The 13,685-nt window shown below is 45.5% G+C and carries 10 protein-coding genes and 1 riboswitch; of the genes, 2 read left to right on the top strand and 8 right to left on the bottom strand.

The window, feature by feature from the left end; all coding sequences use genetic code 11:
• Positions 1 to 2: 2 nt before the first annotated feature.
• A complete protein-coding gene (locus tag NSQ58_RS07510; RefSeq protein ID WP_341057112.1) occupies positions 3 to 1,343 on the bottom strand; it encodes a TrkH family potassium uptake protein in 1,341 nt (446 codons plus the stop codon).
• A gap of 409 nt (positions 1,344 to 1,752) precedes the next feature.
• Positions 1,753 to 1,905, bottom strand: a riboswitch (cyclic di-AMP (ydaO/yuaA leader).
• Between the two features lie 261 nt (positions 1,906 to 2,166).
• Here NSQ58_RS07510 and NSQ58_RS07505 point away from each other — a divergent pair.
• Positions 2,167 to 3,897 (top strand): CPBP family intramembrane glutamic endopeptidase, encoded by a 1,731-nt coding sequence (locus tag NSQ58_RS07505; protein ID WP_341057111.1) that lies wholly within the window; start codon positions 2,167 to 2,169, stop codon positions 3,895 to 3,897.
• Here NSQ58_RS07505 and uvrC read toward each other — a convergent pair.
• The 4 genes from uvrC to NSQ58_RS07485 all read right to left on the bottom strand — a co-directional run bounded on the left by uvrC (position 3,866) and on the right by NSQ58_RS07485 (position 9,267).
• A complete protein-coding gene (uvrC, locus tag NSQ58_RS07500) occupies positions 3,866 to 5,950 on the bottom strand; it encodes an excinuclease ABC subunit UvrC (protein WP_341057110.1) in 2,085 nt (694 codons plus the stop codon). The genes NSQ58_RS07505 and uvrC overlap by 32 nt on opposite strands.
• Before the next feature lie 160 nt (positions 5,951 to 6,110).
• Positions 6,111 to 6,428 carry a thioredoxin gene (gene trxA, locus NSQ58_RS07495; RefSeq protein ID WP_010347861.1) on the bottom strand — a complete coding sequence of 106 codons (318 nt, stop codon included), beginning with the start codon at positions 6,426 to 6,428 and terminating at the stop codon, positions 6,111 to 6,113.
• 125 nt (positions 6,429 to 6,553) lie between these two features.
• The gene (dnaI, locus tag NSQ58_RS07490; protein ID WP_025724035.1) at positions 6,554 to 7,501 is read right to left on the bottom strand and encodes a primosomal protein DnaI; all 948 of its coding nucleotides are present in this window, start codon (positions 7,499 to 7,501) and stop codon (positions 6,554 to 6,556) included.
• A 248-nt stretch (positions 7,502 to 7,749) separates the two neighbouring features.
• The gene (locus NSQ58_RS07485) at positions 7,750 to 9,267 is read right to left on the bottom strand and encodes a DnaD domain protein (RefSeq protein ID WP_069080307.1); all 1,518 of its coding nucleotides are present in this window, start codon (positions 9,265 to 9,267) and stop codon (positions 7,750 to 7,752) included.
• A gap of 344 nt (positions 9,268 to 9,611) precedes the next feature.
• Between NSQ58_RS07485 and hemQ the strand changes: the two genes are divergently transcribed.
• Complete coding sequence (gene hemQ, locus NSQ58_RS07480; protein ID WP_023990152.1) at positions 9,612 to 10,391, top strand: hydrogen peroxide-dependent heme synthase; 780 nt, start codon at positions 9,612 to 9,614, stop codon at positions 10,389 to 10,391.
• Positions 10,392 to 10,471: 80 nt separating this feature from the next.
• Here the strand turns inward: hemQ and NSQ58_RS07475 are convergent, their stop codons facing one another.
• The 3 genes from NSQ58_RS07475 to NSQ58_RS07465 all read right to left on the bottom strand — a co-directional run bounded on the left by NSQ58_RS07475 (position 10,472) and on the right by NSQ58_RS07465 (position 13,562).
• Positions 10,472 to 11,608: an ABC transporter permease gene (locus tag NSQ58_RS07475; protein ID WP_341057109.1), complete on the bottom strand. Its 1,137-nt coding sequence runs from the start codon at positions 11,606 to 11,608 to the stop codon at positions 10,472 to 10,474.
• Positions 11,605 to 12,942, bottom strand: coding sequence for an HlyD family secretion protein (locus NSQ58_RS07470; protein WP_069080306.1), 1,338 nt, complete (start codon positions 12,940 to 12,942; stop codon positions 11,605 to 11,607). The genes NSQ58_RS07475 and NSQ58_RS07470 overlap by 4 nt, the downstream gene beginning before the upstream one ends.
• A gap of 113 nt (positions 12,943 to 13,055) precedes the next feature.
• Positions 13,056 to 13,562, bottom strand: coding sequence for a MarR family winged helix-turn-helix transcriptional regulator (locus tag NSQ58_RS07465; protein WP_069080305.1), 507 nt, complete (start codon positions 13,560 to 13,562; stop codon positions 13,056 to 13,058).
• Positions 13,563 to 13,685: the final 123 nt, after the last annotated feature.

Genomic DNA, 13,685 nt, shown 5'->3' with positions numbered 1-13,685 from the left:
ATTCATCCTATAATCATTTTGCCTTCCGGATGACGATATAATTCTTTACCCTTTTTCGGCCCCAGTGCATAAGCTAGCGTGAGTGGCCCCAGTCTACCTGCAAACATCGTCAGGGTAATCACCAGCTTGCCTATGACTGTCAAATCAGGTGTAAGCCCTATCGACAGCCCCACTGTACCAAACGCAGACACCGTCTCGAACAAGATCATCAGAAAATGATGATCTTCGGTTGCCGACAAAATCATGGTCACCCCGATCACGAACAGCAGCCCCAGCAGTGTAATGGTCAAAGCCTTGTAAATTCGTCCCTGCGCAAGTCGGTACCTGAACAGCACAATATCTTCACGCCCCCGTAGCATCGAAATCACTGCTCCAATGAGCAGCGCGAATGTTGTGGTCTTAATCCCGCCTCCAGTAGAGCCAGGAGAAGCCCCGATAAACATGAGTATGATGATAAAAAACTGCGTAGCCTGCCGCAAGCCTGCAATGTCCAGTGTATTGGCACCTGCGGTACGAGGGGTTACGGACTGGAATAAAGATCCCAGCAGTTTCCCCCCCCAATCAAGCGAGCCAAGAGTCTTTGGATTCGTAAACTCAAATACAAAAATCACGAGCGTGCCGACTACAATCATAGCGCCCGTCATGCTGAGTACCACCTTAGTATGCAAGGAAAGTCTCTTGCGCTTGCGATATTCTGCCAGGTCCGACATCACTACAAAACCAATGCCGCCTGAAATAATCAGGAACATAGCTGTAAAATTAACAATCGGATCATATACATAATCTGTCAGGCTGCGAAAGTGCCCGAATAAGTCAAAACCAGCATTGTTAAACATGGAGATGGCATGCCAAATCCCAAAATAAATCGCCCTGCCTACAGGCATATCAAACGACCAGCGAATCGCAAATATTGCAGCACATACGCCCTCAATGACCAGCGAGTACAGCAGCACCTTACGAATCAATCCGACAATTCCTTCGACAGAGGTCTGATTCATCGCTTCCTGTAAAATGAGGCGCTCCCGTAAGGAAATCCGACGTTTGAACACCAGCGCGATCAAGGTAGCCATAGTCATAAAGCCCAGGCCGCCGATCTGAATGAGCGCAGCGATAACAACTTGACCAAAGGTTGTAAAAAAGGTCCCCGTATCCTTTACGACAAGCCCTGTAACACAGGTCGCGGAAGCGGCAGTAAACAAAGCGTCTATAAACGCAAGTGGCTTTCCTGTTGTATTGGAGATCGGCAGCATTAACAATAAACTACCTATTAGAATGATAATGGCAAAACCCGCAACGAATATCTGCGGTGGAGAAAGCCGGAGCCAGCTTGCATTGGGATTCATCTATTCATCACTTCTCTCCTAATCCTTAAAACTATAAAAACAGTGATTTAAAACGGTGTAAGCCCGCTACGCGTTCCATTTGATCTTCCGATCGTCGTTGCCCCTAATTTTTTTGATTTTTCCAAACCTTTAGTAACTATAATTAGCATTCCCTGAATACAGGAAGAATGCATGTCAAGCACTACTCTGCCCCCTGTGCTATTGGCGGGCAGCAGCGAAGGGAGCAGAATTGTTCTGAAGAAGCGAAGCGTTTGCCTTTATCTCCGGATTTTAACCATTAAAGGGGTTATACAATCAAAAAATCCGGGGATAACAGCAATCGGAAGAATAATCTGCACCCGCAGCGGTCTAACCAATCCAAACACTTTTATACGCACAAAAATAGACACCGGAAAACCGAGTGCCTGACTTGGTTCCTGCTCATAGCCTACGAGGTTAGCTGACGGATTCGGGCAGCACAGTATGCCCTATTTACACATCCAATCCAGCAGGATCGGCTGTAAAATTCACCCCAGTAACATGGTTCCCCCGTTTTCTCATAGAAATTCGGCTCAACTGTATATCATTACCTATGTATTTTATAGGCATTGCCTCAAGATTATAATCCTTCTATATCCAGATCACAAAACCGATTTCGCCGAAAAAACGTGAAATTGGCTTTATTTTGCGAATGGGCATCGTTTAATCGCAGCTTATCTTATTTTATTGGAACTTTAAAGTGCTTTCACTCTATTTTCATGAATATCGCTGGTCTGTTGGCGGGAACCTGTGCAGTATGATATCTTTAATGGATGTTCTTATTTACAGATTAAGGAGGAAACTCATGAATCCTATCGGGAAACCGGTCGTGCTCACGGCCAACTTCAAAAAATTAGGCTTGCTGGGCGGGATTGGCCTGATTTGCTTTTTTATCTTTCAATTGCTTATTCCCTCGCTTAGCAATCCGAGTCCAGAATCAGTAATGAACGCAAAGGTCATCAGCAAACAAGAAGCGGTCATACACGCATTGGACTTTGCCCGCTCCGAGTTGGGCTATACTGAATCACAGTCAGAGGAGCCTGTCGTGACCTATCAGGCCGAAACAGATTTGTACGGTTATTTATCTAGAGAAAAACTGCTTCAACAGTACGACCGTACATGGAAGAAAAATTACCCTTACGAAACCTTTCGGGTTGATCTGCCTGAATCCTCAGCGAAAAGCAAACTGCAAATTCATGTGGATTTATCCACTGGGAAGGTCGTTAGCTTTAAACGGATCACCTCCAGTACCAATTACACACAGGCTGATATTTCTACGGATGAAGAAGCACGTAACAGGCTTATACGTGTAGCTGAGGACGGCATGACGCTTGAAGCCAAGGAGCAGGCGGCCGCAGTATGGGTTAAGCGCTTTGGTTTTAAGCCGTCGGACTTGAAGCTCGCCACCACTGAAAAAGAAGGTGGATTAAAGTATACCGTAGACGATAAAAAAATCGGCGCCTCGGTACTTACATTGGCTTTTACTTTCGAAGACGGTGATGTTCGCTCCTTCTCTCAAAGCTTTTCGGCCCCGTCGTCCTATACCGATTATATCGAAAAGCAAACATTTTGGGCGAATTGGATGACCTATGCGGGTTATGCCCTATTTAGCTTTGTGCTGGGTGTTCTTGCCATTGTGTATGCGTCACTCACCCGACGACATACTTCATTTGTACGCGGCATTGTTCTGTCCGTTATATACTTTATTGCAAGTATAGCTGGGACAATGAACATGCTACCTTTATTGCAAGCAGAAGCAGGCGGTAAGGGCATGCTTATATTTCTTATGGTGTTCCAGATTGGTGTTACCTTCTTCATGGCAGTAGCGCTCTACTTCTCCTTGGTCGGCGGTGACGGACTTATGCGTCAGGTTGGACTGAATGCATGGCCGCGTGCGAAAGAGCCGGGCTACGGGCTGTATGTGCTTCGCAGTATGTATGTTGGCTACTTGTGGGCCTTTATTTTACTCGGGGTACAATCCATCTTATTCTTTATACTGGAGCGCACATTTAATACATTCTCCACAACAGATGCCACGCAATCCCCTTACAATATGGCTTATCCATGGTTACTGCCGATTATGGCCTGGATGGCAGGTATTGGAGAAGAGACTGTCTACCGTCTGTTTGGTATTCCGATGGTCAAAAAAATAGTGAAAAACACTTTTGTTGCTTGTCTGATCACCACGCTGATTTGGGCACTGGGACATACACTTTATCCAATCTATCCGGTGATTTCCAGACCTATTGAGCTGACTTTTCTTGGCTTGCTGTTCAGTTTTGTGTTCCTGCGTTACGGTTTTATTGCCGCCATGTTCAGCCACGTTATTTTTGACAGCATTCTAATGGGGCTTAGTGTAATGAGTCTGGGAGACACTGTGAATGTGAGCGCTGGTCTATTCTGGATCTTACTTCCAGCCATTGTGGGTTACATCATTTATTGGTTTAGTCCTAAAAAGCCAAATCGAATTATGTTTGAACCTATTAAAAAAGAGGAGCCGTATTCTACGACTCCTCCTCCCGAAGGGCAGCTATAATCTGACGCGCAAGCTTATCCCCAATAGAGAGAGGCCGGAATTCTTCAACGCTGGCCTCTCTTATTTTTTTGAGTGATCCAAAATGCTTGAGCAGTAACTTACGCCGTTTCTCGCCGATGCCTGGAATAGAGTCCAACCGAGAAGTCACCATAGATTTGCCGCGTTGCTCGCGGTGGAACGTGATGGCAAAACGGTGAACCTCGTCCTGAATCCGTTGCAGCAGATAAAATTCTTCGCTATTGCGTGCAAGTGTCACGGCCTCAGAGGACTCTCCCACTAATAGTTGGGAAGTTCTATGTTTGGCATCCTTCACCAGACCACACACAGGAATGAACAAACCCAGCTCATTTTGCAGTACATCGGTCGCCGCCTTAATTTGTCCACGTCCACCATCCACAACGATCAAGTCGGGACGTTCCAGATTTTCCTTAAGCACACGTTCATATCTACGCCGAATAACCTCACGCATCGTTTCATAATCATCGGGTCCCTGCACAGAACGGATCTTATATTTTCGATACTCCTTCTTGGCAGGCTTGCCATCAATAAACACGATCATGGCGGAGACTGGATCGGAACCCTGGATGTTGGAGTTATCAAACGCCTCCACCCGGTGCAAGCTATCCAGCCCAATGGCACGTCCGAGATTGCTTGCAGCTTTGGATGTCCGTTCCTCATCCCGCTCGATCAGCTTAAACTTCTCATCCAAAGCAACACGTGCATTTTCCGTCGCCATGCCTGTCATTTGCTTTTTCAGTCCACGCTGCGGTACAAGTACCTTAACATCCAACCATTCAGCCAGAGCGAGAGCCGCCGTAGCTGGGTCCTCCAGTCCACCGGATAGTTGGGTTTCTGTTTCCTTTATCTCTGCATCTTGGTCACCAACTTGACCTTGATTCGTTGCTGCTGCATAAGCTGCTCGTTCTTCAGCCACCAGCAATGAGTCAGCAGAATGCTCTGTCTCCGTTTGTATCGCTTTGTCATCTGTCTGTCCGGTAGCATCGGCTGTAGGTGCACTGTGAAGTGCAGTTTCTGCCGCAACCGGTTGATCGACATTGACCTGTTCCGCCTGCATCAGCTTAGGAGAATCCGGCAGCAATATTTCCTGCGGCACTGCTGGGTTGTCACTATAATATTGCGTCACATAGGACATAAAATCACTGTAAGCCTCACCGTAGAAAGGAAAAGTCGACATATGGCGCTCGATCATTTTACCTTTGCGGACATATAGGATTTGTACACACATCCAGCCCTTATCTACTGAAAAACCGAATACATCTCGATCTTTCGCATCCGATGTGGTGATTTTCTGCTTTTCCATCATCGCGTCGATGCTGATAATCTGATCTCGCAGCTCCTTGGCCCGCTCAAAATACAATTCCTCTGCGGCCTCCTGCATTTTACGCTGAAGATCCTTTTTAATTTCCTCATGTCCCCCGCTCAAAAAGGAACCAATCTCCTGACCAATCTGCTCATACGTTTCCTTCTTCACCTCTTTCACACAAGGCCCCAAACATTGATGCATGTGATAATACAGGCACACTTCCTTGGGCATCACACCACACTTGCGTAACGGATACATACGATCCAGCAGCTTCTTCGTCTGATGTGCCGCGTAGGAATTGGGGTACGGTCCAAAATATTTTGCTTTATCTTTCAGAACGCGACGGGTCACCTCCAGCTTAGGGTGTGCCTCGTTCGTAATTTTCAAATACGGAAAGGTTTTATCATCCTTCAATAGCACGTTATAGCGCGGCTGGTACTTTTTAATGAGGTTGCACTCCAAAATGAGCGCCTCCATATTACTGCCTGTAACGATATATTCAAAATCACGGATATCGGAAACCAGTCGCTGCGTCTTGCCGTTATGGCTACCTGTAAAATAGGAACGGACCCGGTTTTTCAACACTTTGGCCTTGCCGACATAAATAATGGTGCCTTCGCTATTCTTCATCAGGTAACAGCCTGATGCATCCGGCAGTAACGCTAATTTGTGCCGTATGTTCTCCAGCGCCTTCTCCTGATTTTGCAAGTCCTCCGCATAAGGTTTCATTCGCCCGGTTCCTCCTTCCATTCTTAATGATTACTCAACTAACTACTTATAATATATAGGAATAATACACAAAAACGCCCCCGGTATTTACAACCGGAGGCATTGACCTTTCATGGCCGCTCCACCAAGCCCCCGCGGGAGCATGGGTCACATGCGATGATTATTGGTGTTTAGTAAGCATGCTTTTCAGCGCTTCTTTGGAGTTCAGACCTACCACTTTATCAACAGGCTGTCCGTCTTTGAAAACGATCAGGGTAGGAATACTCATCACGCCGAAACGGGAAGCAGACTCTGGATTTTCATCCACGTTCACCTTCGCGATTTTGACGCTGTCGCCAACTTCTGTGGACAGATCCTCCAGAATGGGAGCGATCATTTTGCAAGGACCGCACCATGGCGCCCAAAAATCAACCAAAACGGTTCCTGTGCCTTCGACTTCTGCGTTGAAGGATTGATCGGACACGTTAACAATTGCCATTGTATGTTCCTCCTTTATAGAAAAGTCAAGATTATTATAACCTGTAATGTCTGTTTCGACACCTTTTAATTATATCACAATAGTCTTTTAATTGTAAGATATCAAAATAGCAGACGGATAAACGCTTACCCCCGCTGATTTTTTCCCTTTACGGTAATGACATCTACAAAAGGACGAATCCGGTCCATCAAGCGTTGTCCTTTGTACATTTCCTCTCCGTCCTTGCTCGTAAAGCTGAGATGCTTCTCCAGCCCCTGCAACGAATAATTGGAAGTATAAAAAGTAGGTTTGCGGTTCATTCGGTAATTCAAAATGGAACCCATCACATGGTCCCGTACCCACGGGCTTAAATTTTCGGCACCAATATCGTCAAATACGAGCAGATCACAATTTTTGAGCATTTCGGTCGTTTCCTTCAGCTTCTGTCCATCCTGAATCATGGACTTTAAGTCCTCCACAAAATCAGGCATATACACGATCACACCGTTCAGACCCGACAGAGCCAGCTCGTGCAATAGATAGCCCATCAAAAAAGTTTTACCCGTACCAAACGTACCTTCCAGATACAGTCCTTTTTTGGATAGACCCTGACTTTTCGTTTCTTCAATGTAACGGAATAGCTGTGTGACGGCAGGCATACGTTGTGAATCTTTGCGCGCAATCTCAAGAGCGTTATATCCCTCCAGAAGTGCCCGTTCATCCACATAAAAGCTTTTAATTCTCTGACGCACCCGTTGTTCATGTTGGGAAGCAACCAACTTCGCACATGGGGTCCGAATGTCCACGATTTCGGCTGTTCCATTCGGATATTCCACGCCCAGCTTACAAAAGTGGCCCTGAAAATCGTTAGGACACCGTTCCAGCCCCGGACAATTGTCGCAATTTCGACGATCCCGGGCATACTGAAAGAGCATGCTCATGTTGAGTCGCAATTGTGTTTCGTCCACATCAGGATGCGCAGCACAAAACTCCTGCACGAGCGGATCATTTAGAACTTGATCGGCTACATTGCGAGTGCGCTGGCGAAACGAAGGGTTCTGCATCTGCTGTAGCAAATCGCCCAGTGATTCCAAGAACGCTCCTCCTTTCTAAAATGTGCAGAGTTATGGGGGGAGACGCTTCGCGGATGGATCATTCTTACGATCGCTGTTGCCACCAGATTTTTTCTATCGTAATAGAAATTTAAAGGTGAAAATCCGGTGGCAAAGGCGAACGCTATCGCTTCTCCAGAACGATTCCATCCGCTCCGCTACTGACCGGCATAAAGTCGACATCTATTTGAATTGGCTTCGCTTAATAGTTTTATAAAACCTAAAATCCACTAGACTTTTTTCTGTTTTCCGGATTGCATTCGTTCGGCCAGACGCATCAGTTCATCCAATTCTTCCTCAGATACAGACTCCTCGGAAGGGTGATCCTGAACGATTGGAATGGATGGCTTGGCTGGCCCGTTATTTTTGGCATATGCGCGGGATCGGCCGCCGGAAGGAGAAGCAGAGGACTGTTTTCCTTTTACCTTGGCTTGATCCCTTATATATTGAACGGCTTTTTCGTAAGTGTTTACCTGCTTAAGCAGCATGTTGGAAGCAACGGCCTCGACAAAGTTTCGGTTAATTCGCTGATCGCTCCCCGATACGAGCAGTGACATCAAATAATGGATCAGCACATTGATGACTTCACCGGGCAGCTTATAGCTGATATCAATTTTCTCAAATATATCCAGCAGGTTACCGGGAACCGTGCCGGGGAAAAAGGTTTGCAGCAAACGGCGATAAGGCTCGTTGCGCAACATCATATTATATTGGTGAATGTCACACTTGGCTGTGAATTGTGGTGGAACCTCCACATAAAATTCCATTTCCACAGCCTGTTCTGCAGGCGGCTCTTCAGGTGTGGAAGCTTCTCTTTGGCGCAAGGCGACCACTTTGGCGGCCTGTACCTGCTGTTCCTCCTGACGCTTCCGATCCTGTCTGGAGTGCTGACTAGCCCGAAGCTGAAGCTCGTCAAGCAACAAGTCGCCTGCTTCGGTAAAAATACCATCCTCATCCAGCAAGCGACTAATATCCTGTACAGAAAGGTCAAATTTGCGAACAACGTAATTGACCATGCCTAACTGCTCGTGTTCAAACCGGAGACGCTCCACGTGCTTGCGATTGGCAGATTCACGCGGAAAACGGAGAATAATATCTGCATAATTCAATGCTTCCTCCGATTCTGACGCTAGTGGTCCAGTCTGACGGCTAGTGGACACCTCGGACAGCGCCTGTTCCAGTTCGTAATCTATAACATGGGTATTCAATTCAAATAACTCGTAGAAAGGAATCGAAATATTTTCTTTATTATAGGAAGATTGCGACCATTCGCTAGATTCCCTACTCCACAACGATTCTCTCAGAGAAAGCACTGCAAACTTACCGATTTTGTCTCTCAACAAAAGGGTGAGATGCTGCGTTCTGAAAAATTCAGCAGGTGCGAGCGGCGGCTGCATCTCATATTCATACATATAGTCGTCCGTTTCGGGTGCATACAGCCTGGACGTCTGTAACAGACCGACGGCCTCCAGCTTGGAGGTCTGTTCAATCAAATACTTGCGTCCCTTCTCACTCGGCTCCAGTCCCAGTGTCAGAAAAAGGCGACGCTGCTGTTCCAACGGCGAATAACCGATTTGTCCGACTGGCACATGCTGGAACAACAGTCGATACAGACTGACCGCAAATGCGCCTACCATCGGCTGATAGACGCTTCCCAGCATCAATTCATCCAGTGCGCTCAAGCCAAATTCCCGATAAACGCAGTAGCGGTGGTTCTCAGTATAGTGCAGCAGGTTTTTCATCCGCATTCCAACATTCTTCCTTTCCTGACATAACGGTCTCCAAGATGTTTTTCTATTCTATCATACTTGCCTTCTCGTGGGACCAACAAAATAAGGGCAATTGTTCTCCTTTTTGGCAGCCGTATTCGTCTGACTTCTACTTTTTTCGAGAATACTAACTATTTTAAGACTTTGTGACCTGTATCATGGTAAAAATAAAATTCTTCACACTTCTTTCATTGGTGAAAAGCTTTACTTTGAGCTACAATATAATGGTTAAGCATCACGTATTGGATACAGGAATGATATAAGGAAGTACACATATTTCGGCTAAGCTGATTATCATTTACAGACGTAAAGGAGTGTAGATCGTGAGTCAACATCAACCTCAACAAACCCCAGCAACTCCCAACGAAGTAGCCTCCACACTGGAAGGCTGGTATGCGCTTCACGATTTCCGGTCCATCAACTGGACAGCATGGAAGACCGCAGACGATGAAGAGCGCGCCGGAGCACTGGACGAGCTTCAAGAGTTTATGAAGGAATGGAACGTTACCGAGGAAGCGGGTCTGGGCAGTTCAGCTGTCTATACTGTTGTCGGACAAAAGGCTGATTTTGTCATGATGCACCTGCGCGAAACGCTGGAAGACCTCAATAAACTGGAAAATGATTTTAACAAAACAACCTTCGCCAAATATACAACCAAAACCTATTCTTATGTGAGTGTGGTGGAACTAAGTAATTATTTGAGCAAAGATGAAGATCCAATGCAAAATCCACAAATCGTCGCACGCTTGAAGCCTGTATTAAACAAGGCCCGTTATATTTGTTTCTATCCAATGAACAAAAAACGTGACCTGGACGACAACTGGTATATGCTTTCGATGGACGAGCGTCGCACCTTGATGCGCAGCCACGGTTTAATTGGACGCAGCTATGCTGGCAAAGTAAAGCAAATTATTTCCGGTTCCGTCGGCTTTGACGATTGGGAATGGGGCGTAACACTGTTCTCCGATGACGCACTTCAGTTCAAGAAGCTAATCTACGAAATGCGTTTTGATGAAGTCAGTGCCCGTTACGGTGAATTCGGCTCCTTCTATGTCGGCAGTGTGTTAAATGAAGAGACATTTGAAGACATGTTGAAGCTGTAAACCATAAGCGTCGGAACTATGTCGCAACATACAATCAAGGATTCCGCGAACTCCCACTTTCGGGACGACGGAATCCTTTTTTATATATCTTGATGCGCCAGCTTTCTTTTCTCCAAAGCGATCAGGATAAAGATAATAAGCAGCAAACCACTTAGTAAGATCAAAAATCCCCCCAATTCGGGAATAAAATATTTTAAGCTTCCACCTTTAAAGCCCATACCTCTTAAAAACTTGAAATGCCAGGTCAATGGGAGAATGTTACTTATATATTGCAGCGATGGAGGCAGCATAGCCACTGGCAATTGAGCGCCGCTCAGTAAAAACGAAGGCAGTATAATTAGCATGAGGCGTGGGGAAGCTTTTCCAGGATTGGCCGCATTCCACCCTAAAGCCATCGCAAACAAACCCAACGTAATCGTGTACAGGAGAAATGGAATACTGAGCTGCCATACATTCGCTTCAAAGCGTAGTCCGCCAATTTGCTTGAGCAAACCAATGGACAGGTAAAAGGACACACATCCTACTAACGCATACGGCAACACCCTAAGAATCAAGCTATACGAATGCTGAAGCTCCTCTTTTAATCTTCCTTGCTCCCGCAATCGCGGGACAATTGTCAGTACAGTAGCACCAATCAGTGAAATCATGACCGTATTAATGAACCCCATAACCGAGGTCATCAAAGTAGCATTGGTAGGATTATATAACAGGCGCTGCTGAAGCAGCATATTGGAAGTAAGCCCTGTAACCTGACTGTCACTCATTCCCATACCCTTTAATCCACCACCAGCCAGCATCGCATTTTCCGTCGCCATGATCTCTGTGACTGCCGAGCGTAGATTTCCAGTAGCCTGACCTACCGTATTATCTACATAAAAACCGATGTTGCTCTGAACTCCTTTAATCCTATTTTCCTCCAACCCAGCTGGAAGGTAAATCACCGCAAAAAACTTTTCATTATATAAAAGTAAATTCGGATCGGTTTCGTTCTCTTGCACATGGCGTACATCAATATACTGCGATGCATCTAATTTATTAATAAGCTGTCGGCTATAACTGCTATGATCTAAATCGACTACAGCTACAGAGGCATCGTTAAGCTGATTATTTTTAAAAACAAATCCAAAGGCAACAGCTACAACGATAGGAACGAGCAGCATAATAAAAACCATTTTGCCGCTGATCATCAGCTTCCATTCTTCTATAAACGCCTTCATTTCGTCACAACCTCTACCGTCATTCCAGGTAATAATTCAGATGTTCGCTGGACATCCACCCGTATTTGGAAGGAGCTGATATCCGACAGACCTTTGTCCCGACTCATTCTCATGTTGGTATACTGAGGGGCAGAAGTAATGTACCTCACCTTGCCTTGGACATCTTTATCTAAAGCTACAACGTGCGAAGTCACATTTCCCCCAGCTTTAAACTGTGATATGGAATCCTCGCCCACATAAATATCGTAGTATAGCTGATTGGTTTCAATAACGGCGCCCGTTGCCCCCGTAGAAACGATCTCTCCCATTTTAGGTACAATACGTGCCACCTTACCATCTGTAGATGCCTTCAGCACCATACGTCCGCGCTGCAATTCCAAAGTTTTGAGTTGAACACTCAATGCCTGCTTTTGTTGAGCCAGAAGATCCACATTGTATTCGCTATTCTTAACATCTTTTCGTGTTTGCGAGGTTTGAGTCAAGGCTTCCTTGGCTTTTTCTGTTTTGATACGAGCCTGCTGGCGTTCCTCAGCAGTCGCGCCAGCCTCCATTTTATCCAAAGCGGTTTGCTGCTGAGCGATCCCATTTTTAGCAATGTCCGATTGTTTGCTAGCCGCTGTAATCTGGTTATTGGCAATTTCAACCTGATCCTTAGCTGTATCTAACGCGATTTGGGCATTATCCAGTTGGTTTTTGGCGTTATCCAGTTCTGCTTTGGTTCCAGCTCCGGCATCATATAACGCTTTGATACGGTTGTAATTCACTTTAGCCAAGTCCAGAGCCTGTTGTCTGGATGATACTGTTTTTTGTGCGATTTCCGCATTTCTTTTGGCTGTCTCTACTCCTGTCAGAGCTGCGTCCAACGATTGCTGTGCTGCTTCAATAGCCAGCTTTTGTCTTACAATATCCTCCGCACGTGTGCCTTGGTTTAATAAGGACTCTCCCGCTTGCGCGGCTTGAATGTCCAATTGCCCCTGTTTTTCTGAATTCGAAATTTTCTCCGACTGATTTTGCAACCCGTCTTTAGCCTGTTTTATTTTCACATCAGCCTGTGCGATATCCGTTTTTAATTTCTCAATTTGCAAATCAAGGTCTACAGGATCGAGGGTCATGAGCACATCCCCTTTTTTCACCTGTTGTTCTTCCTTCACCTCAATCGTGTTTACTCTTCCCCCTACGCCCTGAAAAGCAACATTCACGGTATCTGCCGTAAGCAGTGTATTTTTTTGTTGGGCTGCCATACTCACAGCATCCTTGCCGCTCATTGCCATTAGCGTACCCCCGGTACCTAACGCGACAACAAGTAAAACGTACACGATGATCTTTTTGTTCATTACAATAAACTCTCCTTCATGATGATTTAGCCAATGATAGTTAAAAATAATAGTCAAAAACAAATAAGGAGCCTGATAGTACGACGTCTAACTATTTAAGCCGGGAAATTTGATTATTCCTGTTTTATCCGTTCAACACCTGAGGAAAGCTTCTGTAAGAGTGTTGCAAAAAGATCATGATCCTCCTGCGTAAATTCATTCATCAAATCCGAAAAAAGCTGAATGAACAGTGGAATTCTTTCCGTCATTAACTGTTTTCCTTCATCAGTCAAAGAAATCGCGGTCATACGTCGATCCGTTAGCGTACTTCTTCGGATGATCCCGTCCCGTTCCAGCTTGTCAATTACGCTGGTTACTGTTGAACGTGTAACTCCGGAATACTCAGCCAACTCGGACGGAGTTAATGAACGGTCATACAAATACAAAGGCATTAGAATTTTAAGATTTCCAATAGATACCCCATACTCAGACAGTCTGGAAGACACCCCATTGTACACCTCGTGAGCTGTCTGCACGAAAAGTACTAACGTATTCAACGATCGGGAATCCACATTTGGAAACTTTTCAGTCAATAAATTTATTTTCCTGGGATCAGCATTGATGTTAAAATCAGAATTCAATGTGAAGCTCCCCCTCTGTAATTAGTAATCATACTATACGTCGTCTAATAGTTATGAGTCAATATCTTTTTTTGTTCACCTAAATAAAAAAGGTCTCCAAGCTCCTTTAGAGGAGTCATGGAA

It is taken from the genome of Paenibacillus sp. FSL M7-0134, assembly GCF_038007865.1.
GTDB classification, from domain to species: Bacteria; Bacillota; Bacilli; order Paenibacillales; family Paenibacillaceae; genus Paenibacillus; species Paenibacillus polymyxa_B.
Note: the sequence above shows the minus strand (reverse complement) of the source record. Positions and strands in the feature narration are given on the sequence as shown.

What these genes read in the sequence shown, in the direction of transcription:
- NSQ58_RS07470 (WP_069080306.1), bottom strand. Translation starts at nt 12,942, where the DNA reads ATGAACAAAAAGATCATCGTGTACGTTTTACTTGTTGTCGCGTTAGGT.
- NSQ58_RS07505 (WP_341057111.1), top strand. Translation starts at nt 2,167, where the DNA reads ATGAATCCTATCGGGAAACCGGTCGTGCTCACGGCCAACTTCAAAAAA.
- NSQ58_RS07485 (WP_069080307.1), bottom strand. Translation starts at nt 9,267, where the DNA reads ATGCGGATGAAAAACCTGCTGCACTATACTGAGAACCACCGCTACTGC.
- uvrC (WP_341057110.1), bottom strand. Translation starts at nt 5,950, where the DNA reads ATGAAACCTTATGCGGAGGACTTGCAAAATCAGGAGAAGGCGCTGGAG.
- NSQ58_RS07475 (WP_341057109.1), bottom strand. Translation starts at nt 11,608, where the DNA reads ATGAAGGCGTTTATAGAAGAATGGAAGCTGATGATCAGCGGCAAAATG.
- trxA (WP_010347861.1), bottom strand. Translation starts at nt 6,428, where the DNA reads ATGGCAATTGTTAACGTGTCCGATCAATCCTTCAACGCAGAAGTCGAA.
- NSQ58_RS07510 (WP_341057112.1), bottom strand. Translation starts at nt 1,343, where the DNA reads ATGAATCCCAATGCAAGCTGGCTCCGGCTTTCTCCACCGCAGATATTC.